The organism is Agrobacterium sp. rho-8.1, assembly GCF_033957725.1.
GTDB lineage: Bacteria > Pseudomonadota > Alphaproteobacteria > Rhizobiales > Rhizobiaceae > Agrobacterium.
This window is the reverse complement of record NZ_CP192791.1, coordinates 181,881-206,340: the sequence shown is the minus strand read 5'-3', so window position 1 is coordinate 206,340 and position 24,460 is coordinate 181,881. Positions and strand designations below refer to the sequence as shown.

General features: G+C 55.5%; 20 protein-coding genes and 1 pseudogene. 5 read left to right on the top strand and 16 right to left on the bottom strand.

Annotated elements, in window-relative coordinates:
* Window positions 1-23 precede the first annotated feature (23 nt).
* The 11 genes from RMR21_RS24745 to RMR21_RS24695 form a co-directional block, all read right to left on the bottom strand.
* Window positions 24-1,127 (bottom strand): LLM class flavin-dependent oxidoreductase, encoded by a 1,104-nt coding sequence (locus RMR21_RS24745; RefSeq protein WP_498672422.1) that lies wholly within the window; start codon window positions 1,125-1,127, stop codon window positions 24-26.
* Window positions 1,128-1,247: 120 nt separating this feature from the next.
* On the bottom strand, window positions 1,248-2,366 hold the full coding sequence (locus RMR21_RS24740) for an LLM class flavin-dependent oxidoreductase (protein WP_498672421.1): 1,119 nt from the start codon (window positions 2,364-2,366) through the stop codon (window positions 1,248-1,250).
* On the bottom strand, window positions 2,363-4,081 hold the full coding sequence (locus RMR21_RS24735) for a dipeptide ABC transporter ATP-binding protein (RefSeq protein ID WP_498672419.1): 1,719 nt from the start codon (window positions 4,079-4,081) through the stop codon (window positions 2,363-2,365). The genes RMR21_RS24740 and RMR21_RS24735 overlap by 4 nt, the downstream gene beginning before the upstream one ends.
* The gene (locus tag RMR21_RS24730; protein ID WP_498672417.1) at window positions 4,060-4,905 is read right to left on the bottom strand and encodes an ABC transporter permease; all 846 of its coding nucleotides are present in this window, start codon (window positions 4,903-4,905) and stop codon (window positions 4,060-4,062) included. The genes RMR21_RS24735 and RMR21_RS24730 overlap by 22 nt, the downstream gene beginning before the upstream one ends.
* Window positions 4,902-5,912 (bottom strand): ABC transporter permease, encoded by a 1,011-nt coding sequence (locus RMR21_RS24725; RefSeq protein ID WP_498672415.1) that lies wholly within the window; start codon window positions 5,910-5,912, stop codon window positions 4,902-4,904. The genes RMR21_RS24730 and RMR21_RS24725 overlap by 4 nt, the downstream gene beginning before the upstream one ends.
* A 33-nt stretch (window positions 5,913-5,945) precedes the next feature.
* Window positions 5,946-7,601: an ABC transporter substrate-binding protein gene (locus RMR21_RS24720; protein ID WP_498672414.1), complete on the bottom strand. Its 1,656-nt coding sequence runs from the start codon at window positions 7,599-7,601 to the stop codon at window positions 5,946-5,948.
* Window positions 7,602-8,054: 453 nt separating this feature from the next.
* On the bottom strand, window positions 8,055-10,391 hold the full coding sequence (locus RMR21_RS24715; protein WP_498672412.1) for a molybdopterin guanine dinucleotide-containing S/N-oxide reductase: 2,337 nt from the start codon (window positions 10,389-10,391) through the stop codon (window positions 8,055-8,057).
* A 35-nt stretch (window positions 10,392-10,426) separates the two neighbouring features.
* Window positions 10,427-11,803, bottom strand: a complete 1,377-nt coding sequence (locus RMR21_RS24710; RefSeq protein WP_498672411.1) for an FAD-binding oxidoreductase — start codon at window positions 11,801-11,803, stop codon at window positions 10,427-10,429.
* Window positions 11,804-11,805: 2 nt separating this feature from the next.
* On the bottom strand, window positions 11,806-12,408 hold the full coding sequence (locus tag RMR21_RS24705) for a 2-hydroxychromene-2-carboxylate isomerase (RefSeq protein ID WP_498672409.1): 603 nt from the start codon (window positions 12,406-12,408) through the stop codon (window positions 11,806-11,808).
* A 14-nt stretch (window positions 12,409-12,422) separates the two neighbouring features.
* The gene (locus RMR21_RS24700) at window positions 12,423-12,992 is read right to left on the bottom strand and encodes a TetR/AcrR family transcriptional regulator (RefSeq protein ID WP_498672408.1); all 570 of its coding nucleotides are present in this window, start codon (window positions 12,990-12,992) and stop codon (window positions 12,423-12,425) included.
* Window positions 12,989-14,020 carry a ketopantoate reductase family protein gene (locus tag RMR21_RS24695; protein ID WP_498672406.1) on the bottom strand — a complete coding sequence of 344 codons (1,032 nt, stop codon included), beginning with the start codon at window positions 14,018-14,020 and terminating at the stop codon, window positions 12,989-12,991. The genes RMR21_RS24700 and RMR21_RS24695 overlap by 4 nt, the downstream gene beginning before the upstream one ends.
* 613 nt (window positions 14,021-14,633) lie before the next feature.
* Between RMR21_RS24695 and RMR21_RS24690 the strand changes: the two genes are divergently transcribed.
* Window positions 14,634-15,083: a MarR family winged helix-turn-helix transcriptional regulator gene (locus RMR21_RS24690; protein ID WP_498672677.1), complete on the top strand. Its 450-nt coding sequence runs from the start codon at window positions 14,634-14,636 to the stop codon at window positions 15,081-15,083.
* Between the two features lie 55 nt (window positions 15,084-15,138).
* Window positions 15,139-16,335, top strand: coding sequence for an FAD-dependent monooxygenase (locus RMR21_RS24685; protein WP_498672404.1), 1,197 nt, complete (start codon window positions 15,139-15,141; stop codon window positions 16,333-16,335).
* A gap of 131 nt (window positions 16,336-16,466) precedes the next feature.
* Here RMR21_RS24685 and RMR21_RS24680 read toward each other — a convergent pair whose 3' ends face one another.
* From RMR21_RS24680 to RMR21_RS24670, 3 genes are all read right to left on the bottom strand, one after another.
* Window positions 16,467-16,898 (bottom strand): type II toxin-antitoxin system VapC family toxin, encoded by a 432-nt coding sequence (locus RMR21_RS24680; RefSeq protein ID WP_498672402.1) that lies wholly within the window; start codon window positions 16,896-16,898, stop codon window positions 16,467-16,469.
* A complete protein-coding gene (locus RMR21_RS24675; RefSeq protein WP_498672400.1) occupies window positions 16,898-17,197 on the bottom strand; it encodes a hypothetical protein in 300 nt (99 codons plus the stop codon). The genes RMR21_RS24680 and RMR21_RS24675 overlap by 1 nt, the downstream gene beginning before the upstream one ends.
* Before the next feature lie 249 nt (window positions 17,198-17,446).
* Window positions 17,447-18,169 carry an SDR family oxidoreductase gene (locus tag RMR21_RS24670; RefSeq protein ID WP_498672398.1) on the bottom strand — a complete coding sequence of 241 codons (723 nt, stop codon included), beginning with the start codon at window positions 18,167-18,169 and terminating at the stop codon, window positions 17,447-17,449.
* 62 nt (window positions 18,170-18,231) lie between these two features.
* On the opposite strand from RMR21_RS24670, the gene RMR21_RS24665 reads away from it, so the two are divergent.
* The 3 genes and pseudogenes from RMR21_RS24665 to RMR21_RS24655 form a co-directional block, all read left to right on the top strand.
* Window positions 18,232-19,218 (top strand): LysR family transcriptional regulator, encoded by a 987-nt coding sequence (locus tag RMR21_RS24665; protein ID WP_498672395.1) that lies wholly within the window; start codon window positions 18,232-18,234, stop codon window positions 19,216-19,218.
* Entirely contained in the window at window positions 19,215-20,375 is a 1,161-nt protein-coding gene (locus RMR21_RS24660; protein WP_498672392.1) for an AAA family ATPase, read from the top strand. Before RMR21_RS24665 ends, RMR21_RS24660 begins: the two co-directional genes overlap by 4 nt.
* 10 nt (window positions 20,376-20,385) lie before the next feature.
* Window positions 20,386-20,748 (top strand): annotated as a pseudogene (locus RMR21_RS24655) (IS66 family transposase); the annotation flags it as partial.
* A gap of 158 nt (window positions 20,749-20,906) precedes the next feature.
* Here RMR21_RS24655 and RMR21_RS24650 read toward each other — a convergent pair.
* On the bottom strand, window positions 20,907-23,183 hold the full coding sequence (locus RMR21_RS24650; RefSeq protein WP_498672389.1) for an FdhF/YdeP family oxidoreductase: 2,277 nt from the start codon (window positions 23,181-23,183) through the stop codon (window positions 20,907-20,909).
* 55 nt (window positions 23,184-23,238) lie between these two features.
* Window positions 23,239-24,315 carry a catalase family protein gene (locus RMR21_RS24645; protein WP_498672387.1) on the bottom strand — a complete coding sequence of 359 codons (1,077 nt, stop codon included), beginning with the start codon at window positions 24,313-24,315 and terminating at the stop codon, window positions 23,239-23,241.
* Window positions 24,316-24,460 lie beyond the last annotated feature (145 nt).

Genomic DNA, 24,460 nt, shown 5'->3' with positions numbered 1-24,460 from the left:
AACACCTCTACGGGCCTTCAGCGTCAGGCCGCAGCTTTTTTCTTCGCATCTTCCCGCTCACGAATGCCCTCGCGAACGAGCGGAAGAATGTAGCGACCGTAATCCACGGCATCGTTGTAATTGTCATACCCACGGATCGAAATGAGATCGCAGCCCAGGTCGATATAATCGAGAATGGAGTCCGCAATCGTTCGCGCAGAGCCCACAAGCGCCGTGGTCGCGCCTCCAGCATTGGTGGCGGTCACAGTCGGATACCAGAGAGCCCTGTCATGCACGTCGCCACGTTTGGCGATATCCAGAAGCCGCTGGGAGCCGACATTGGCAGGCGATCCAGCATTGATCGGGGCGCGCCCGAGGCCTTTCTGTCGGTTCGCATTCAACTGATCGAGGACACGATGCGCCTTTTCCCAGGCAAGCTCATCCGTTTCCGCGACAATGGGCCGAAATGTAACCCAAATCCGCGGGCGGTCGGTTCTGCCTGCCTTTTCGGCTTCTGCATAGACCCTGTCAATCTGCTGTTTCGTTTCGGCAAGTGGCTCGCCCCATAGACCGAAGATGTCGCACAGAGAGCCGCCGATACGATAAGCCGCGTCGGAAGAGCCGCCGAGCGAAATCGGGATCAAGCTATTGGTCGGGCGAACATTGCTGCGAAACTGCTTGAACTGGTAATACTTTCCGTCGAAATCGAAAGGTTCTTTCAAAGTCCATGCCAGACGCAGGATGCGGATATACTCCTCTTGCCGCTCATAGCGTTCTTCCTTGTTGAGGAAATCGCCTTCGCGGGCCTGCTCTTCATCGCTGCCACCGGCGATGAAGTGGACGACGACACGCCCACCGCTCAGCTGATCAAGCGTTGCAAGCGATTTTGCGGCCACCGTCGGATAGACCGTATTCGGGCGTAGAGCGACGATGATCTTGATGTTTTTGGTATGGGCAAGCACCGTCGCGCCCAGCGTGAATGGATCGAATGACGATGAAGAATAAGGAATGAGTGTGTAGTTGAAGCCGTAATCATCAAGAGCACGGGCGTAGCGCTCCAGAAACGTAGGATCGACCGGCGCGTCCGGACGTGGGTTCAGGTCGTTCGATTCGTTGGGAAAGCTGACGCTGATGAATTCCGCGGACATGATGGCTCCTTGAAGTCTTTAATGTGATGGCGAGATTAGAACTCGCTCTTCAGATGGGGAAGACAGGTCTTTCTATTTCTATCGAATTGGTAGAAAATATTCCCTGTTGGCACCGGTGACTTAGAACCTCGACGCTTCAGACACATCTGCATGAGGACGAGTATTGGACGTCCATCCGAGAGAGGGAGCGACCGTCTTGGCAAGGTCGGCCAGCAAACGAAGATTCTCTGCAAGTCCAAAGCCAGGTGGAAGGAACAGTACGATTTCATCGGCTGCCGCAAGGCCTGGATCATCGAGCACGGATGCGAGAACCTGCTCGGGTGTCCCTCGAAATACGGGAGATATCTGGAAGCCAGCGGGCTGGATTTCTTGCGCCAGCGCACCCTTGGGACGTGATGCTCCGATTCCCGACGTTCGACGCTCCAAGTCGTAGGCAGCATATTTGTCGCGAAGCTCTGCGCTGGTCCCAACAAGTATCGATGCTGCCACTGAAACCGGGGGCGGCTCGGTTGTCCAGATGTTGTGCCATGTGCTTCGATAGGCCTCAATAATCCGGGCTTGGTATTCCCCGAATGTTTCGCCTTCTGCCGCATCGTGCTGAACGGTGCCGGTTATCAGTCCTATACCCAGTTCTGCCGCCTGAATTGCCGAGTCGACGCTCGCAACGCCCTGTTTGATACGGGAGCGCAAGGTCGGGCTATGGGGCGTGACCCGCAGCTCGGTGCCCTGCGACGTTGTTCCGTCAGACTTGGTTGCCGTATGCAGAACCTCACCGGAGATCGCTGCAAGAAACCGTGCCTGACGACGCTTCGCCTCGGTTCGCGCATCCGTGTCGACGGTGCCGAAAACCGCATCGAACGCTGCCGACGCTCCGGTAGAGATGGCGAGTTCCAAACGGTGGTCAATCAGGAAATCGGTCGTTCCAGCGGCTTCCGCAAGCAGGATCGGGTCTTGGTAGCGCATGGGGATAACGGCAGACCCAAGAGAAATATGTTTCGTGTGCTGACCGACGGCGGCAAAAAAAGGGAGCGGGGACGACAAGTAATGATCGAAGTGGCGTTGATACGCCCAACCGGATTGATAGCCAAGGTGCTCTGCTTGCCTGAACAATTCAATTCCGTCACGCAAGCCCCGCGCGGGACCATCGTCGTCGTTGAAGGAGACGCGTGTATTGAAGCCAAGACGCTGCTTTGGGCGAAACGATGCTGGAATGCTCTTGGAGAGTGTTGCGACGTTCATCCGGCGTATTCCTTTTGAGGAATGCGCTTGACGACAGGTGCGGGCGGGCGGGCTGTTTCGGCAATACCCGAAGGTATCGAATTCAAGAGCGAAGCAGTGTATTTGTGTTTTGGATTCTCGAAGATGTCGGTGATCGCACCGTGTTCAACGATGCGCCCCCGCTGCATCACGGAAACGCTATGGGCAAGTTGTCGGACCAAAGCGAGATCGTGCGAGACGAAAACGTAGGTCAGGCCAAGCTTTGCCTGCAGGTTCAGCAATACCTCTACGATATCGGCCTGAACACTGACATCGAGCGCCGAGGTCGGTTCATCAAGCACGATCACATCAGGTTTCAGAACGAGCGCGCGGGCAATTGCCACGCGTTGACGTTGCCCACCGGAAAGGGCGGAGGGCTTGCGACCCAACAGTTGTTCGCTCAATCCGACATTGGCGAGTGCTTCACGCACGAGGTCTGTCCGTTCTTTCGGCGTTCCTATCTTGAAGCGGTCCAGCGGTTCACGAACGAGGTGCTCAACCTTCCATGTCGGATCAAGCGATGTGTAGGGGTTCTGGTAAACCAGTTGAAGATGGCGCCATACCGCACGAAGCGACGTCGGATTTTTGCCTGTGACCTCGTCTCCTGCGACGGCAATGATGCCGTTGTCCGCGTTTTCGAGACCAAGCAGAAGGCGGATGGTCGTTGTCTTTCCGGATCCGGATTCACCAACCAGCGCATGGGTCGTACCGGCAGGAACCGTAAACGAGATGTCGTCCACCACGGTCAGCACATTGCCATCGACCGTGAAGCGTTTCGTCACACCCTTGACCGCGATCTTTGCCGGCTTGTCGTTGGCATGCAGCCGAAGGCCGGGGTCGCGGAGTTTGGCGTAGCGGTCGGGATTGAGCGCAGGCACATCGCCATGAAGCTTCTTGGCATAGGCAGATGATGGCGATGAAAAGACTGCCGCCGTCTTGCCGGCCTCCTGCACCGTACCGTTCTTGAGAACGACCAGATTATCTGCGCGTTCTGCCGCGATCGCCAGATCATGGGTAATAAGAAGCAGACTGATATTCAGTTCATTCTGAAGGCGCGAAAGAAGATCGAGGATGCGCTTCTGGATGGTGACGTCAAGCGCAGAGGTTGGCTCGTCGGCGACCAACAAAGCTGGGCGTGGCAAAATAGCGAGCGCAATCAGTACCCGTTGAAGCATCCCACCCGAAAGCTGGTGCGGATAGGAGCCGTAAACCCGTTGCGGATTGTCGAGGCCAACCTTGGCGAAGGTTTCGAGGATGAGCGTTTTGCGCAGTGCTGCGTTCGGTTCGTCCGTCAGTGCAGCGGCTTCCAGCGCCTGAGAGCCGATGGTTCTCACGGGATTGAGAGCGTTGCCAGGATCTTGCGGGACGAAACCGATTTCACGGCCACGAGAGGGCCTCAAACGCCGCTCGGGCAAAGTCAAAATATCCTGCTTGCCGAAAATCACCTTTCCGGTGGCCACTGCACCACCGGGCAAAAGCCTGAGCACGGCCTTGGCGATCGTGGATTTACCGGAACCGGACTCTCCGATCAGGGCAAGGCTTTCACCCTGTCCGATTTCGAAACCGACATTGTGAACGACCTCCTGCCGCCCATACGAAATGGAAAGGTTTTCGACTTTCAGCAGCGCCGGTCGCGGTGACGGAACCACCAGTTCTGGAGGGATTGGCGCGGTTTTCAGTGCGTTTTGCGAAGCCATTGGCTGATCCTGTTGACAGAGAGGACGGTCACGATCGTAACGAGCGCGGGGGCATAAACGAGCCAGGGCCACTTGAGGTAGTCCTTGCCGATCGAAATCAGCAGGCCCCAGTCGGAAGAGGGTGGCGGATCGCCGTAGCCGAGAAAGGCAAGGCTAGCGATGACCAGAATGGATTCTCCGAACTGTAATACGGAAAGCGGCAACAGGGAGCGCGAAGCGTTGGGAAGCACATGCTTCAAAACGATGTACCAGCTCGATCCGCCAAGCAGGAAAGATGCTTCCACGAATGTCGCCTGCCGGGTTTTGATAACCTCGGATCTAGCCACGCGGGCAAAGAAGGCGATTGCTGAAATACCGGTGGCAATGGCGGCGTTGATGGTCTCGAAGCCAATGGCGGTAACGACGATGACGGCCAGCAGAAACTTCGGAATGGACAGCAGCACATCGACGAAACGGGCGAAGACGACATCGACCCACCCACCGAGAAATCCGGCCAGCAGACCGATCAAACCGCCCATTAGGACACCGATCACCACGGCAACCAACGCGCTCGAAACCGATGAGGCAGTGCCGTAGACGACACGCGTATAAAGGTCTCGTCCGAGGTGATCCGTGCCGAACCAGTGCGCGAAACTGGGACCAAGCAGCTTGTCTGCCGGAACTCCGTTGACGGGGCTGAGACTGGTGAAGAACTGCGGTGCGATGGACCACGCGATCACGATGGCGATTAAGAGAAAGGATAGCGCAACGGTTGGCTGTATGCGAATGGTTTTCAACCGTTCCAATGGACTGCTGGATGAGCCGAGCTGGGATGTGAAGCTCATGGGTTGGCTCCCGTTTTCAAGCCATCGACCGGTTCATCGGTTCTGGCAAGTCGACGTTTTTTACCGACAAAAATTTTCACCCTTGGATCGAGCAGAGGATAAAGCAGATCGGCGATGAGATTGACTACCACGAAGACGACTGCGCCTAGAGAAACGATGGCTTGCAAAACCGGCAAGTCCTGCGTGCTGACAGAGCGCTGCACCAGACTGCCGATGCCGGTGCGTCCAAACACCGTTTCAGTGATCAGCGAATTACCCAGCAACTCCCCAACGGTCAGCGCTATAACGGTCACGACCGGCAGCGAGGCGGGTTTGAGCAGGTGGGTGGCAAAGAGGCGCTTCGGCCCGATGCCGCGGCTGCGGGCAACCGCCGCGTAATCCTGCTCGGCCTCATGATCGAGATTGGCGATCAGCACTTCCGCGATCTGTGCCGAAAAGGGAATGCCGATGGTGATCGCTGCAAACAGTGTGGCCCAGAAACTGTCCGGTTCGATGACGCGGAAAACCCTGAGCTGGAAGCCGAACAGGTGAATGAGAAACAGGCCGATGACGAAATTGGGCGTCGACAGAAAAAGCGACGGAAAGGCGCGCAGCAATCCCTGTCCGTAGCGCTTCGGCACGACCTGTGTGGCATAGGCAACGCCAAAGGCCAGTATCAGCGCAACAGTCAGTCCGGAGGCCGCCAAAATCAACGTCGATGGCAGAACTTCCGCGATCAGTCTCGAGACAGGCCGGTTAGAGCGCATTGAGATACCGAGATCACCTGTCAGGAACGCTGACAACGAATGCCAGAGTTGTACGATGACGGGCTTGTTCAACCCTTGAGCCGCGATGATCTCGGCGATTTCCTGTTCGCTAAATCCGTTTTGCGGATTGCGCAGAACGCTGGTGATCGGGTCGCCAGGCAAGATAGTGACGACCACGAAGGTGAAGACATAGGCCATCAGGATGACGATAACCGCCTGTCCAAGCCGCTTGCCGGCATAGGTTAAGTAGTCAATGTTCATGCTCGAGCCTTACGTAGATGCGTTGCGAGGGGACTACTCGGCGATGTAGGCCGTGTAGTAGCTGGCATAGGCAACGCCGTTGTAGACTTCACCCTTCAGGTTGGGTGACTGGACATAGATGCGCTGGACGATCTGCGTGCGTGGGATGAAGTAGCCCTGATCAAGAACATATTGCTGCAGGTTATCCAGCAGAGGCGTTCTCTCATCTACCGAAGCCGCTCCCGCAATCTTGTCGCGCAGGTCGTTGAGCTTGGTGTCGCGGTCATCGAGTGCGAACCAGTTTTCACCATTATTGGAGTTCGTCAGGATGCTTGCGACCGTGCCGGCATCGATAAAGCTGCGCGTAACTTCATATGTCGGCACGGCAGCCCCGCCGAACTTGACCTTTTCACCGAACGTCACGACATCGTAGGCTCTGATGTTGACCTTCCAGCCAATCTTCCCGAGCTGCTGGGCAATCAGTTCATCGACGGATTTCGAGGTGGCGAGATAGGGGTTGGAATGGATGGTCAGTTCCAGCGACTTGCCGTCCTTTGTGCGAATTCCGTCAGCGCCTTTTTTCCATCCCGCTTCGTCCAGAAGCGCCTCGGCTTTTTCGGGATCATAGACCAATAGATCGCTGTGATCGGTGGCGCCGGGAACGTTGCTCTGAATGAACGAGGTCGCGAGCTTCCAATCCGGCGTATAAACGGTATCGATGATTTCCTGACGGTTGATACCCGCCTGCAATGCCTGGCGCACCTTCACGTCGTCATAAGGCGGCAGCTTGGTGTTGACCGCCCAACCGTTGACAAAACCGAGGTAGCGTGGGGTCGCGACGGTGAAGCCTTCTTCCTTGAGTGACTTCAGTTCCTGAGGCGAAGCGTTGTAGGCGATATCTGCCTGACCGGACTGAACGGAAGCGACGCGGAGCGACGGTTCCGTCACGAGCTTGTAAGTGATGGTATCGAGATAGGCCGGGCCTGTGTGGCCCACCGCTGCCGGACCCCAATTATAGTCCTTCCGTTTGATCAGCGTGACGTGGTCGCCTTCCTTCCAGGACTCGACCACGTAAGGCCCGCTGCCGGAGGTTTTGGAAAGATCGGCCTGTGCCGTCGCCGGTTGGGCAAGTGTCTTCGGCGATATCAGAATGGAGCCGTGATAACCGAGTGTCGGAATGAAACCGAGCGTCGGTTTTTTGAAGTAGACCTTTACCGTCGATGCATCGATTACTTCGGACCGGTCATAGGTTTTAGGGAAAAGACCAATGGGGTTGATACCCTCGTTTTTGCGGCCCGCGTACCAGATGTCGAGATTGGCAACGACCGCTTTCGCATCCAGCGGTTCGCCATCGGAAAACGTTACGCCATTCTTCAGGTAAAGGGTAAATTCGGTTGCAGTATCGTTCTGCTCCCATTTTTCGGCAATCCATGGGCTGACTTTGCCTTCGGCATCCACATAGAGAAGCTTGTCCGCGACGTGTCCCCAGATATGACCCTGAAAACTGGAGATCGCGCTGTTGTTGGGGATCCAGTTATCGCCCAGAGAATCGATGAGAAACGTGATGTCTCCACCATCCTTGGGGGCATCTGCAGCATGCGCCGCCAGGGTGCCGGTGGTCGATATGAGCAATGCAGCGGACGCCACTATCGAGGCCGCCGTGAGCAGGCGGCGACGAGAAAGAGAAAGCAGCGAGAAACGTTCTGTCATGGTATGATCCTGAAAACCCTGGAATATTGTTTGTCTGGGAGGACTTCGGCTAACGGCGCCCTTCCGCATCGGGCGGAGAATTTTGGCGCAGCAATTCAGCTTCGTTCCACTTCGTGCGGAGCGAGCGATTGCCGAAGATGTGACTGTTTTATGGGCGGGCTTCGCTTGCTTTAGCGAACAGCTTCCGGGCGTTCGCAGCACTGGGAAGCACGCCCGCTTCTACATATTCCGACCATGACGCTGCCCCTTGCATTCGAGTGTCTGTTTATGCCCACAGGGTAACAGGTGAATATAAAGTAGAAAGACTGGTTGTTCTTTTTCTATGGATTTAGTGAACTAATTTGTCGCTTTTCGGCGGACTGTTTGGATTGCTGTTTCAGTTGGATTTTAAGTGCCAACCATCCCGGAATAGTCATGCGCTTTATAGCGGCTGGAATTTCTGTCAGAGGCGGCCTATTGGTCGCCATCGATCACGACTGCATCATCGCTGCGTTGGATAAACGTCATGGCCTCGAAAATACGGACAGGATGTAACGGGCCGGTAAATTGCTCGAGTTCAACCTTGGTCAATTGACCGGTAGATCCCTGAGACAGTTTCGACGTGCCGATATCATGCGTCAGAATATTGGGATTTCCGTGGATGCACATGGTGTTTTCCGCGGACGGATCATGCGGTTCGAACCACGCTCCCGTCGCAAGCTGCATCACGCCCGGTCGCAGGTCTACGCTTAAAATGGCTGCCGCCAGGCAACTGCCGCGCGCGTTGAACAGCCTGACAATATCGCCATCCGAAATACCACGCTCCGCTGCATCTGCTGGATGGATGCGAACCGGTTCCCGACCCTTGATCTTGGTGGAGCGACTGAAATCACCGTAATCTAGCTGGCTGTGCAAACGCTGATGCGGCTGATTACAGATGAGGTGAAGCGGATAGAGGCGCTCTGTATCCGATTCCGCTTTCAGCTTGGATGGATACCACTTCGGATGCCCACTGCAGTCTTCGTAACCGAAGTTTTCGACTGTCTGTGAAAAGATTTCGATCTTGCCGGATGGTGTCTGAAGAGGAAACGCACCGGGGTCGTCACGGAACGCGCTTGCGGGGCCGCCTTGATCTGCTTTCACCGGCAGCAGCAACTCACCGCGTTTCCAGAAGGCCTCGAAGTCCGGCGCGTTATGATCGGTTGCTTCAAGCGCTTTGCGTGTCGTTTCGTACAGGAAAGAGAGCCACTCCCGGCTGCTGCGGTTTTCGGTGAATTCTTCGAACCTTCCGAGTGCATGCGCGATGCCTGAGAATATCTCGTAATCATCCTTTGCTTCGCCGACCGGCTCGATCAACCGTTTCATGGCGATCATGAGCGGGTCCCGATCGGCAGCGCCGATATCGTCCCGCTCTAGGGTCGTTGTGGCGGGTAGCACGATATCGGCGTTTCGCGCCGTCGATGTCCAGGCGGACTCGTGCACGATGATCGTTTCCGGCCGCCTGAACGCCGCTCTCAACCTGTTGAGGTCTTGGTGGTGATGGAACGGGTTGCCGCCCGCCCAGTAGACCAGGCGGATGTCGGGATACTGCAGCGTCCGTCCGTTATAGTGGAACTTGGCCCCGGGGTTGAGGAGCATGTCGGAAATGCGGGCGCAGGGAATGAAGTCCGGCACCGGGTTCTTGAACTGGTTGAACGTGGGCAACGGCACAGCGAGAAGATTTTTACCGATATTGCCGAGCGCACCGAGAGAATAAGAATATCCGCCGCCATCCAGCCCGATCTGCCCGAGCATGGCGGCAAGTACAATGCCCATCCAGACCGGCTGCTCTCCGTAATCTGCCCGTTGCAGCGAATGGCTGACCGTGATCAAGGTTCTGGACCGTGCCATTTCGATGGCCAGTTTCCTGATGCCATCCGCATCGATACCGCAAATGCTTGCCGCCCATTTCGGGCTCTTCATTACCCCATCCGCATGACCGAGAAGATAAGCCTCAAATCGGTCATACCCGACCGTGTAACGGTCGAGAAATCCGCGATCATGAAGCTTTTCCTGAACCAGAACGTGGGCAAGACCAAGCATCAGCGCAACGTCAGTGCCGGGTATGATGGACATCCATTCAGCGTCGATTTCTACTGGAAAATCATCGGAAAGCGGACTGACGGAGACGAACCGCGCACCACGCGCGCTGGCACCGGCGAGCTTTTGCCGGACGTGGTGTTTGCTGATGCCGCCGCCATGAACATCAGCGTTCTTGATCGCCATCCCGCCAAAGGCGACGACCAACTCACTGCTGCGTTCGATTGCATCCCATGTGACACTCTTGCGATCGAAGCTGTCATAAGGCCCGATCACATGCGGGATGATGACCATTGCCGCGCCGGAACTGTAGGTATTGACCGACCGCACATAGCCGCCCAGAACGTTCAAAAAGCGATGTACCTGGCTTTGTGCATGGTGGAACCGTCCCGCGCTGGACCAGCCGTAAGAACCACCGAAAACTGCTTTGGGTCCGTGGTCCGCGTAGACGCGACGAAGCTCGTTGGCTACCAGTTCGTTGGCCTCGGCCCAGCTTACCTCCACGTAGTCGTCTGCACCGCGTTTCTGCTCGTGGCCATTTTTTCTCTCAAGCCAGCCGCGCCTGACCGCCGGGCGCCTGATGCGCACAGGGCTATCCGCTACCGATGCGAGATTGCCAAGCAGCGGCGAGGGATGCGGGTCGTTCGGATGCGGCCGAATTTCCAACCGGCCATTTTCGACGCGACCGGAAAACGCGCCCCAATGGGAGCTGTGTGGTTTGAAGGAATTCATCACGCATCCTTGCGATCAGGCCGGTAAGAAGGGCCCTATTGAGGCAACATCTTGCCGGGGTTCATGATACCGGCAGGATCGATGGCCTGTTTTATGACAGCCATCAGATCGACCGCATCACCATGCTCCTGTCGCATATAGGCAATCTTGCCGGTGCCGACACCGTGTTCACCAGTAGATGTCCCATCCACAGAAATGGCATATTGAACCATCTTCTTGTTGATGGCGGCAACTTCGGCCAGTTCCTCTGCATTGTCGGGATCGACAGCAAAGACGACGTGATAATTTCCATCGCCGACATGGCCGAGAATGGCAGCGGGAACGCTGCAATCCAGCAAGAGCTCACGGGTTTTCAGAATGCAGCCGCTCAGTTCGGATACCGGTACGCAAACATCCGATGACCAGCCCTTGGCATTCGGACGTTGAGACACGACGGCGTAAAACGCATTGTGGCGCGCTTTCCAGAGGCGGTTTCGGTCTTCGGGCGCATTGGCCCACTCGAAATCCTTCCCGCCGTTTTCCTCGATAATCGCGGATACCATGTCAACCTGTTCCTGCACACCGGCAGGCGAACCGTGAAACTCGAAGGCTAAAGTGTCTTCGATCTTGAGGCTGAGCCCGGAATAGGCATTAACTGCTTTGATCAGCCCCCGGTCCATAAGCTCGACGCGGGCAACGGGAATGCCCAATTGCACGACCTGAATCGCAGCAGCGACCGCCTGTTCGACGCTTTCGAACGAGCAAAGTGCAGCGGAGATCGTTTCCGGGATGCCATAGAGCCGCAGCGTCACCTCGGTGATGATGCCAAGCGTGCCTTCCGACCCGACGAACAGCCGCGTCAGATCATATCCCGCCGCGGACTTTCTAGCGCGCCCGCCTGTTTTGATGATCTGGCCATTGGGCAGCACCACGGTCAGTCCCAGCACGTTTTCGCGCATCGTGCCATAGCGCACGGCATTGGTTCCCGAGGCGCGGGTTGCCGACATGCCGCCGATGGACGCATTCGCGCCCGGATCGATTGGGAAGAACAACCCCATGTCTCGCAGATGCGTGTTGAGCTGCTCGCGCGTTACGCCAGCCTCCACGGTGCAATCCAGATCCTCACCGCTGATACGGGTTATCTTCGACATGCGGGAAAGGTCGATGGATACACCACCAAGCACTGCAGTCAGATGGCCTTCGAGAGAGGTCCCCGCGCCGAACGCGATGACCGGCACACCAGACACTGCGCATAGCTTGACGATCTGCGACACCTCGTCGGTCGATTCAGCAAAAACGACGGCGTCGGGAAGCGCCGTTACATGATGCGCCTCACCGCGACCGTGCTGCTCGCGCAGCGCCTGTGAGGTGGAAAAACGCTCGCCGAGAAGCTCTTGCAAAGATTGAACGAGCGTAGGGGAAAGCTGCGTCATGCTCAGGCGACCAGCTTCTTGCCTTTGAGATGAAGTTCCAGGAAAGGGAGGCTGTCCTGCCCCCAATAGAGTTCGTCTTCATATCGGTAAGTTGGCAGGCCGAATACGCCAGCCGTTTTCGCAATTTCCTTATTGGTTCTCCAGACGTCCTGCACGCTTTCGCTCTGTGCTCTCAATTCGAGTTCAGCGCCATTCAGGCCGATGGCGTCGGCGATGGATCGGCGAACGTCGGCATTGCCGATATCTTCGCCACGCTCCCAGGAAGCCTGCTGAAGTGCTGCGGCCAGCTTCAGCCAGTCCTGACCGGCCTCATTTGCCGCGATCACCATGAAGCCTGCGGGTGTCGGATCGGAAAGAGCAGCGCGATTTTCGAAGTTCAGCACTTTGCCGCGAAGGGCTGCCCACCGCTTCAAATCTTTCGTCCAGTATGCGCGGCGCGCCTCAGGACGGTTGCGAGAATAGATCCCGCCATTGTCTTCGATCAGGGGAGTAACGAACGGACGGATCGTCACATCATGTGCTTGCGCCAGAGCGACGAATGGTTCAAGGCCGATGAATGCCCAAGGCGAGCCGAGGCCGAAGAAGTAGTCGATAGTTTTCGTCATGGGTCTTATTGCTTTCATGAATGATGCTTTGAGGATGTCGTCATGTCGAAGACGGAGAGTGCGCAATCGCGTGCGACGAGAACCGCAATCGGATCTCTGTCGACGGCAACGGTCGCGAGTGCTCCTTCGTAGAGAAGTGTCAGATGCGCCGCAGCCTGCGTCGACTGGCTTTGTGTCTGCGACATAATGGAGCTGAAAATCTTGCCGACCGATGCCTTGTGAGCCTGAGCAACGGTGACCACGCGTTCGGAAGCGCCGTGCTCTGCGACCGCAAGTGCGAAGGCACAGCCGCGAAATTCGTGGCTGTTGGCTTTCTCATGGAGTTGTTCAAAAATCAGCCTAATCTGTTCTCTCGGGCTTTCTGCGTTTTCCAGCACGTCCCGCAGCGACTGGATCACCCGTTCGTTTCTCGCTTCGAGATAGGCGGCGACGAGGTGATCCTTGGAGGGGAAGTGCCTATACAACGTCGCCTTGGCCACATTGGCCTCGGCGATGATGCGATCTATGCCGACTGCGCGGATACCTTCCCGATAAAAAAGTACCCCGGCGGAGTTCAAGATGTGGTCCGAAATGGTTTCTCTCATCGGGATGCTTCAGTTCGATTCTGCGATATCGTTTGGGGCAGGCCATTGACCAGCGCATTGATTGCTTCAAGCCGTGGACGGTTCGAAAGATCGCCTTCATTGGCCAGCTTCGCGGCAAGTGCTTGGATCGCTGCGTTAAACGGGGTTGCGACACCATGCAAACGACCGAGCAGAACGACCTCGCCGTTCAGGTAATCGATCTCATTCGAAGTCCCGCGCTTGAAACTTTGCCATGTGGATTGCTGTCCCGCCTCTATGCCGCTGTTGGGAGCAACGCGCCATTTCGAAATGTCCTTTTTGCGCTCGGATGGAGAGGCGAACTGATATCCTGCCGATGTCAGCGCGAGACGGGTTTCTTCAACGATAGCTTCGGCAATCGGGGATCTGAGCTCGGCTGGGCCATCGAAAAGTTCGAGCGCATTGAGAACGTTATGGAGAAGTTTTGCGGATTTCCATCGGCGAATATCCGGCGTGGAGTCGGCAAGATAATCCGCGCGGTTCAAATCTCTGGCAATCTTTTCACTGATTTCGTCTTCCCCGAATGGGAAATGGCCAACCGTAACGATGCCCACCTGCGGGTCGCCCCCGACAACGACCTTGCCCGTCTCAGTAAACCGTGCTGGCGTCAGGATGCTCGCGCCATAAACACGGCTGAACGTACGCAACGCTGCCGCCTCTGTCGCCACTCCGTTCTGGAACGTTACAATCGGGAGCGTGGTTGCCGCCGCAGACTGGGTGTCTGCAATTGTGCGCCATGACCAGTATGCCAAGGCGTCTGTCGCATCCTGCGACTTTACCGTCAGCAGTAGAATATCGTTGCTCGTCAACACGACGAGATCGGCTAGATCGAAAGCATTCAGGCTGACCTGCCGGGTCTCGTTGGGGCGTTGATAGCTCAGGCCCTGCTTTTTCAGATGCTGGATTTGCGCGCCACGTCCGATCAGGGCGTAATTGATCCCCGCGAGTTCGAACTGCGCCGCAAGACTTGCTCCCACCGCACCAGCACCCATTATTACGTAACGTGTCATTTCTCCTCCAGGCCGAACCCTTCGCAGGCAACGATGAATTTGCGTGGCCGTATTGCCGCGAGCCTGGGTGGAAAATTATCGAAGTTTCTCAAATTCAGAAAGACAGGTCGTTCTTATTCTACTCGGTTTATAGAATACTCTTGCTGCGCAAACGAGATCGTCGCGACCTTTTTTCTGTCTTAGATGGGGTAGAGTATGCATGGTTTGCTTACCCACGGCGTTTCATAAGCGTGGAAATAATGCGTCGCAAACAAAGCGTGATTCCTTGCGAAAGGTGTAGTTGTGCAAAAGGTTTCTTCCTGCATCGCCGTTCAAATTAGAATGATGCGCCTTTAGGGTTCCACGCATCCGGTGGCCGTTGATTCCATCCGTCTTGCGAGCTCACCCGTATGCAATGTAGGACCTAAGCCTGATTTATCAGACACTTAGCTTCGCGACTAAAAACGTCGACGGCTCATATCCCGTTCAAGAGCTTTATGAATCTTGAATCTGCGCGAGCCGTACCTGATAAGGCGCGGATGAGGCTGCAAATGAAGGACATGCGGCGGCCTCGGTACCCCTCTCTATTCCTCGATTTTTGGCTAGCTGTATCTATGGGGGTGGCGTAGGAAGGATCATGCCACACCAAGAAGACATTCATCCAGAAGCAGCCGTCGCACCGGGATACTTGGCAAACCATGCAGCCAAAGTTTTCAACAGGCTAGTGGACAACGCTCTTCGCCCGCACGGCTTGTCCATGGCTCTGATTGGCCCCGTTCTTCTCTTATCCTGGAAAGGGCCGATGCTCCAGCGCGACATCGTGCGCTCATCTGCAATCAAGCAGCCCGCAATGGTCGCTCTTCTCGATAAGCTGGAAGCGATGGGATTGATCTTCCGGACGCCTTCAGAAAGCGACCGCCGCGCCGCTATGGTAGAGCTGACCGAAAAGGGAAAGGAAGCTGCGGCAATCGGGCGTGACGTTTTGATCGCGACCAATCGAGAGGGACTGGAAGGCTTCTCAAGGGATGAAGCAGATTTGATGATCGCCCTGTTCCAGCGTCTCATCGCAAATTTCGAGAGATAAGAGCGGAACAAATATATCAGAAGTGATGTTCTTTTGCGAAAAGGAGATCATTTTTATGGGCGCACGCATTCTTATCACCGGTACAAGCATCTCAGGCAATACCACAGCATGGTGGCTTGCCCATCACGGCTTCGATGTCACTGTTGTCGAAAAGGCTCCGGAGTTTCGAGATGGAGGGCAGAATGTCGACATTCGCGGCGTCGGCCGTGAAGTCCTTCGAAGGATGAACCTCGAGCAGACAGCTCTCGAACACGGAACCGGGGAGGCCGGTACGGCCTGGGTCGATGAGGAAGGTAAAACCGTCGCCGAGTTTATCACTGATGATCTCGGTCAGGATGGACCTACCGCTGAAATGGAAATCCTTCGGGGAGATCTTGCGCGGTTGATTTATGAATCTGCTCGCGAAAAGGCGACGTTTCGTTTTGGTGACTCAGTCGAGGGCATAGATGAGATAGAAAACGCGGCCATAGTAGCCTTTTCAAGCGGAGCAACGGAAGAGTACGATGTTGTCATCGTCGCCGAGGGTGTTGGATCATCCACTCGTGAGTTGATTTTTCCAAACGAGAACGAACCGCGCTGGATGGATTTGACGATTGCATATTTCACTATTCCTAGAGAGGTCGATGATGATCAGCGCTGGCGTTGGTATAACGCTACAAAGGGACGAAGCATCTCCCTACGCCCCGATATGGTGGGGACCACCCGCGCCATGCTGTGCGTGCAGCAGCCACCGGGCGGCGAACATGAATGGAGCGTGGGAGAGCAAAAGAGATATCTGAGGGAGCGCTTCCACGATGCCGGATGGCAGGCTGATCGCGTGCTCGAAGGATTGGAACGGACGGAAGACTTCTATTTCGATGTGCTTCGCCAGGTCAGAATGCCGAAGTGGTCGAAGGGCCGCGTTGTTCTGACGGGAGACGCCGCATGGTGCGCCACACCAATTGCCGGTATTGGTGCGACGCTTGCTGTTACCGGCGCGTATGTTCTCGCAAGTGAGCTTCACAGGCATTCCGATATTTTGATCGGCCTTAAAGCATATGAGGAAGCCATGCGACCAATGGTCGAAAACGGGCAAGGCGTTCCGAAGATAGCACCCCGCCTGATGAACCCGCACAGCAAGCTCGGCATCACGTTGCTTCACGGCGTTCTCAATCTGGCAAGCCAGCCCGGTATCAACAAGATTGCTTCGAAGCTTCTTGCGGGCGAACAAAAAGCTCCTGATCTCTCATTTTACGATAATGAGCACTGTTGAGGATTAGATTTAGGACTTTGAGTCAAAACAAAAGGCGCGGCGATTTGGATTTAAGAATGCACAATCGTCGTTTTCACGCCGCCTAAAAATGGTTCGCCGGTTCGAACCCATTCAAGGCGAGTAGATGTTGCTCAGCCTTTACCGGTGCGAAGCGGGTTGATTATCTCTATGCCGTAAAAGTCTTTCTCATTGTCTGTCACGACGATGCATCCGTTCGCCTGGGCGGTGGCCGCGATGATGGTATCAAGGCCACTGCGTGATCGACCGATTGCTTTCCCTTCGGCCATCAATCGCGCCCATATGAGAGCCGCCGTTTCGTCGAAGGGGAGGATACGATTGGCAAAGAGACGCTGCGGCCCTTCATCACCAACAAACCAGCTCTCGAGAGAAATCCGCTTCTTGCCGGCAGGCTTCTCCAAGATGCCTTTGTGGATTTCAGCCACCGTAAGGGAAGCGATAAAAAGATCCTCGTCGTTCTGATCGGCCATCCATGTCATCAAAGCGACCGATGGCTCCGGCTTCGTGATGTTGCTCAGGATATTGGTATCGAGAAGGTAACGCATTAAAGATCGATCTCACGACCTTCTTCACGCTGACGAGAGATTTCAACGTTAGCGCCGACAAGTGGCGAGCGGCGAAGCGCGGCGAGAATTCCGCCTTTTTTGGGCGGTTCACCATTGATAGTATCATTTACAGCCGCACGTAGTTTGGCGGACTCAGGGCTATTTTCTGCGAGGCGGCGCGCTAGCATTCTGATGAGGTCACGATCGGCGTCGCGGCCCAGTACCTCGAAACGAGCGAGCCCGCGGTCACTCAAGCGGGATCTGTAGTTTTGAATTGCGCGGGTCTGGGAACTGGACATTTTGACCTCCTGGCTATTCCCGGTAATATAGCTGGAAAGACTTCACCCCACAAGTCCAGCACTGGACTTTGCTTAAATTTACAAACCGGCAAATCTCCCGGTCGACGGTTCGATTCCGACCAAGGCGGTGGAGATCAGCCTTAAGATCGCAAAACCATGTCGCACAAGCTTAGAATAAAACTGGCTACTCTATGCTTTTATGTTTGGAGCTAACCGGCGCGCAGTTGGTGCGAGTAAGCGAGCGTACAGTCACCATGGCGCTCGGCTTCTTTCGAAAAAGAACCCGCCGGTTGGCCCCGACGCATCTTGGCCCGCCAGCCAGACAATTGTGTCCGCAGCCTGCTCGACTGTCCGATATCCGGTGTGGTTGTTGAAATCCGTCTTCGTGTAGCCAGGATCGGCGCCATTTACCTTGATCCCGTCCTTCGCAAGGTCCTTGGCCAAAGACAGGGTGATCGCATTCAGCGCCGTCTTGGAGCTGTTATACGCGAGAATGTTCACGGCGTGGTAGGGGTGCGTGGGATCAGAAAGCCATGTCAGCGATCCCAGACCGCTGCTGACCATGATGACATTGGCTTGGCCGGACGCACGAAGGATAGGCAAAAACGCCTGTGTCGTTCGGATCGGGCCGAAAACATTGGTCTGATACACAGTTTCGATTTCACTGATTTCCTGTGCGCTCGGAGCGGCATAACTTCCTGGAATACCAGCATTGTTGATTAATACGTCGAGCTTCCCATCGGTGGCGGAAACCGTTGCCGCTGCGTTCTTGACGCTATCGTCATCCGCCACATCAATAGCAATCAGTTGCACATCAACGCCCTGGGAGGCGAGCTTTTGGGCCGCACTTGTACCCCTCTCGGCGTCTCGGCTCCCGAGCCAGACCCGATAACCGAGCCGGCCAAGCTGGCGGGCTGTCTCGTAGCCGATGCTCTTGTTAGCGCCCGTAATCAACACAGACTTAACCGTCATGTGACTTCTCCTGGTTTGAACATGGTTGCAGGTTTCGTTGTTCAACGACTTGCCTAGGCCCGATGGAGGCAAATCTAGCATTGATCGATTGTTTGATAAGATACCCAAAACCGGCTAGTCTGATCGCCATGGCGAACAGTGATCAACTTCCTATGGACGATCTGTCCATCTTTCTTTCGGTCTGCGAGACCGGCGGTTTCCGTAGGACTGCTAAGCGCCTTGGGTTATCGCCATCAACGGTCAGCGAGAAGGTTGCCTTGCTGGAAGCTCGGTTGGGGGCTCCTCTCCTCATAAGGACCACGCGAAGCGTTAGTCTTACGGACGTAGGGCGCACACTTTCGGAACGTCTGTCGCCGCTGATGCGCGAGACACGTGCAGCATTGCAAGACGCCATGAGCTCTCAGGACAAGGTGAGGGGTCAACTCAAGTTGAATGTCACCGGCGCCGTTATGGTCGACATACTACCCCCAGTCATCGATCGTTTCCTGATCCGTTTTCCAGAGGTACGAATTGAGCTTGTCGTTGAAGACAGACTTGTCGACATCACGGCGGCGGGATGCGACGCTGGTATCCGCTACGGTGAGCATCTGGCGCAGGATATGATTGCTGTTCCCATCGGCCCGAAGTTTCAGCGTCTGGCTCTCGCAGCATCACCTGGTTACCTTGATGCGCGGGGCATACCTTCGCAGCCGAGCGATCTTCTGGCGCACGAATGCATTCGCCTCCGGTTCTCAAGCGGTGCGCTCACTGCCTGGGAATTGGAGTGCGGTGACCAGTTCTTGACAGTCGACCCTCCCGGTCGTGTCATAATCGGTGTCGATGCGGCACCTGCTGCTATTGATCTGGCGCGCGGTGGACATGGGATCATCTGTACTTTTGAAAATTGGCTTGATCCCGCGTTGAAGACCGGTGATCTCAAGCCAGTCTTGCCACAATGGTGGAGCACGTTCGATGGCCCCCGGCTATACTTCTCGAGCAGGCTCATGTCGGCACCCCTCAGAGCGTTCATTGATCTGGTGAGAGAACAGAGAAACAAGGATAGCGCATGATCCTGACGATCGCCATTTCGGGTTATCGGTCCCTTCGTAACCTCGTCCTGCCGCTTGAAAAGCTCACCGTTGTAACCGGTGGGAACGGGGCAGGAAAGTCGAGTTTCTATCGTGCGCTACGACTTCTGGCAGATGTCGCGCAGGGACGGGCTATCGCATCATTGGCGGCAGAGGGTGGCCTGCAATCAACGATATGGGCTGGGCCGGAAGCTTTTTCGCGCAGCATGAAGGACGGCACGGTGCCGGTGCAGGGGACGGTGCGGAAACATCCAATCGCACTCAAGCTTGGATTTGCATCAGATGACTACGGTTATGCGATTGATCTGGGATTGCCTGTGGCTCCACCCCAGTCGAGCTATTTTGCGCTTGATCCCGTCATCAAGGCAGAAGCGGTGTGGGCAGGTGAAGCGTTGAGCCGCCGAAATGTGTTCGCAGAACGTGCAGGGCCGGTCGTGACCGCTCTTTCTGCAAGCGGTCAACGTCAAGTGTTGCTGCACGATCTCGCATCATTCGAAAGCATGATGACGCAGTCCGCTGACCCTAAGAACTTACCCGAACTTCTGTATTTGCGTGCCCAAATGAGTGGCTGGCGTTTTTACGATCACTTTCGAACAGATCCTTCTTCGCCTGTGCGACAGATGCAGATTGGAACCCGAACATCGGCCCTGTCATCCGATGGTGCCGATCTGGCAGCAGCTATCGCGACGATCCAGGAAATTGGCGATGCGGCGGGCTTTGATGCCGCTATTGAAGATGCTTTTCCTGGCAGCACAATCGAGATCAAGACGGAGCGAGGGCGTTTCGAACTGCTGATGCGCCAGAAAGGCTTACTGCGGCCGCTTTCGACTTCTGAACTCTCCGATGGCACTTTGCGTTATGTGCTTCTGGTGGCAGCGCTCACCACACCGCGCCCTCCCTCCCTGATGGTGCTGAACGAGCCTGAAACCAGTCTGCATCCCAGCCTCCTTGCGCCCCTGTCTCGTTTGATTGTCCGAGCGTGTGACCGGTCTCAGCTACTCGTCGTCTCCCATGCGGATGAGTTGGTGTCGCACCTTGATGCCGAAGGAAGGGCCTTAATGGTGAGGCTCTCCAAGGTGCTTGGCGAAACGGTGGCTGAAGGGATCGATGAACCTGCATGGAATTGGCCTGCACGATAAGCAGTTCGCCTACATCGCCAATTACTGGGATGGTCTCCAACTCTTCCTGAAAGACGGTCACATCGAGATCGACAACAACACCGTCGAGCGAACCATCCGGCCGATAGCCCTAAATCGCAAGAACGCACTCTTTGCGGGTCACGATGCCGGAGCCGAGAACTGGGCGACCATCGCCTCGCTCATCGAGACCTGTAAACTCAATTCGGTCGATCCGTTGGCCTACATGACCGCCACGCTCACCGCTATCGTGAAAGGACAGGAATTCCTCGCCGATATCCGCACCTGGGATGGTGGTATCCGCCAATTCCTCATCGACGAGCAATGCGATCAGGGAAAGATCGAACGCATCATGGCAGACGAACCGAAATCATAACCCCTGCGGCCCTCGCCGGATGGATACCTTAATCGAATAGGCGATGACCGATATCCGTAACACGATCACAGGTTTGATCAATGTATGAGCAAGACACCGCTTACGATACACCACCACACCGTGTGACTAAACAATCAAGCTTTCGGTAACCTGAATAATCAGGCCTCTATCCGAACCGGGATCGCCTTTGACGCAGGTGTTTTTGATAACATGTCATGGTGGTCGATGGCGTTCAACACGTTGGCTTCTGGATAGTATGCGCCGATAGTGCCCTTTGGCAGATTATGAGAGGTAATGGCCAGCCCGCCAAGTTCACGACGCATGCCGTCCCCAAAATCGCTGACCAGTGTTACAATCTGACCCGGCTTCAATCCTGCGCTTTGAATATCCTCGTCCGACATCAACACGACATTCCGCGTGCCCTCGATGCCGCGAAAGCGGTCGCTGTATCCATAGATCGTGGTGTTGAACTGGTCGTTGGACCTTAGGGTCATCAATCTATAGCGACCGACTGCATCGGTGAACGTCAGCGCGTTAAGTTGTTCAGGAGCCGTGAAAACAGCTTTTTTATCGTCTGTGTTCCAGATGCGATTATGCGCATCGTTGCCACGATAAAAGCCGCCTGGCTGGAACATGCGTGCATTGTAGTCTTTGAAATCCTTAGGATATGTTAGTTCGATCAAATCGCGGACGAGGCTGTAGTCGCCTGTCCAGTCGTCCCATTTCAGTTTCGGGTTGGGATCCAGAGTTGGCTTGGCTATCCCGGTGACGATGGCCAGTTCGCTTTTCAGATGTTTCGAGGCTGGACTATGCTTTCCAACCGATCCGGAGATGTGGGAAAAACTGTCCTCTACCGATACGGCTTGATTTCCCTTGGCTTGGTCGTCAATCTCTGCACGGGAGAGGCAAGGCAGGATGTACGCCTGTTTACCTGGGAAAAGATGGCTGCGGTTAAGCTTTGTTGACACCATGACCGTCAGGTCTTGCGTTGCCCAGGCACGCTCCATTTCCTTCTGCTCTGGAACGGCTCGAACAAGATTTCCACCCAATGAAATGAACGCCTTGATTTTGCCCGCGATCAGGCCCTTTACCGCATCAACGATCGTGGTGCCATCCTTGGTCGGCGGATCGAAATCAAACAATTGCTTGAGTGTGTCCATCGGTATCAGCTTCGTCTTTTCGGCGATGCCAACTGTGCGCTGCCCTTGCACGTTGGAGTGCCCCCGCACCGGGCAGCAGCCAGCACCCTCGCGCCCGATGTTGCCACGCAAAAGCAGGAGATTGACCAGCATTGCGACATTGAGCGCGCCTTGCGAATGCTGGGTCAGTCCCATTCCATACACGCCAATGACCCGTTCAGAGCCGATATAAATGTCTCCAGCACGTCTGAGTGCTGCCTCCGTCAGGCCGCTCTCTCGCTCGATGTCGCTCCACGATACGTTTCTGACGCTGTCGATGAACTCATCAAACCCCGTCGTGTGTTGGGTGACGAAGTCGATGTCGATGATGCGAGGCGCGCCGTTTGCAACCCCTAAGTCGTCCGCCTCTACCACAACCTTGCAGAGGCCCATCATGGCAGCGATGTCGCCTCCGGCTTTGACCTGAAGATATTCGTCAGAAATCTGCGTTTCGTGGCCCGTCAGCATATCGAACGGGCTTTGCGGATTGACGAAGGACACCAAGCCCTGCTCGACAACCGGATTGAAGGTCACGATGCGTGCGCCACGCTTTTTCGCTTGCTGAAGGGGATGTAGAAATCGTGGACTGTTCGATCCCGGATTCTGCCCGAAAAAGAAAAAAGCGTCCGCTTTTTCAAGATCTTCCCAGATGATGGTGCCAACCGGAGAGCCGATGACCTTATTGAGACCGACAGAGGTTGTCTCATGGCACATGTTGGAGCTCTGCGGCAGATTATTGGTGCCGTAGACCCGCGCTAGCAGTGCGTAAAGATAGGATGCTTCCAGTCCCGCATGACCGGACGAATAGAACACCACATCGTCATGGGGCAATTCCTTCAGCGTGGCGCCAATCTTTCCGAAAGCATCTTCCCATGTCACCTCGACATAGCGATCTGTCTGGGGATCATAGCGCATGGGATGTGTGAGCCGCCCGGTCTGCTCCAGATCATAGTCTTTCCAGTCTCTCAGTTCTGAGACTGTGTGCTTATCCCAGAAGTCGGGCTTACAGCGCGCGCTGGTTAAATCCGAAAGTGTGGCCTTGGCACCATTCTCGCAGAACTCGAACGGATGATAATTGACGGGTTTCGGCCATGCGCAGGAGACGCATTGGAAACCACCCGGCTTGTTCTGGCTGGCAAGTGTTTGAAGGATCGCTGGCGAGGGGAACGTGTCGCCAAACATGTGAGCGATGGATTTCACCGACCCCCACCCGCCAGCAGGACCTTCTGACTCTGGGTTGGGGATGCGGTCAGTCATGATTGATCTCACAGTCTGGGGTTATGGATGAGGAAGAAACGGTTTATCTGCCGACCTATTGTTTTGGTTCGTGAATAGGGCAGCCGTTGAAACGCTCACGGAATTTTGCTGAGTGCTCGTAGGGGGCCTTTCGGGCGCGATTGATGTTGCCAAGCGGCTGATGTGCTGTGAGCCCTGTCCAGACACTGAAACGCATCTCTTCATCGACTTTTCGCACCTGCTCATCACTCCAACTATCTTGAGGCCCAGCGGTTATCGTCGCGACCGTGACGAAAGGCGCTTCTTTTTGGTCCCATTCTACGGTTGGGTCTTCAATGGGTTGAGCCTCGATGTCGCGACAGAGCTGAACCTGAAACTCCCATTCTCCAGAAATGGTTTTCATCTCTGCCTGAACCGTGTCGCGGATGGCGTTTTCGCCAACAATTGTGTCAATTTCCTTGCCGGTCAGCTCGGTCAGATAGGAGGAGACGGGTTTTAGACTGAACTTCGCAACGTAATCCCCGTAACGGAAGGGTGTCACGCTATAATAGGTTTCCCCCAACGGATCGACGTTCGGCGCGCCGCCCATGGATTGCACGGTGGAACTGGAAAGGCCGACGGCATCCATCGCGTTATTGACGACCTGCAGCACACTCGACATGACCTTTTTGGTGCCTTCCATCCTGTCGGTCGTTTTGGCGAGCAGTTTCAAGCTGCCAAGAAATTTATCAGCAGTCTTGGCCTGAAATATGGGGCCGTTGACCATGACGAAATCCTGGCTACGCCCAGCCGCGTCGGGAAGGCGGTCGCCATCAACGCCCACCACTTTCAAAGCCAAGCCGCGAGGCAGTGAAATCGCGTCAGGGAGTATGTCGCCAGCATTTGTCGATATGCGCATGAAGACTGTATAGCTGCCAGGATGGGCGAACAGGCCTTGGGCCAATTCAGGTGGAAGGCCGTCTTTGACATGAAGTTTGCCCTGAAGAATTCCGTGCGATTTGGCATGAACAGATCTCACCGCGTGCCCACAATTGTTTGCGGTCTTTTCCAGGATCGTATCGAAGGTTTCGTTGAGACCCTGAATCGTCTCCTGTTCGTCGGGCTGGATTTCTTCAAGATCGGGAGAAAAGCGAACGGGTTGCGACATCGACATTTAAGGCTCCTCTGAACTGAGAAGAAAACGTCATGAGACCGGGTTAGTTCCTGTTCATTAACCCGTATGGCGGTCGCCGAGAGAACAATTGCTATTCGTTACCGGGACCTAAATTCTACTTTCCAACTTTCTATGATCTCGACCA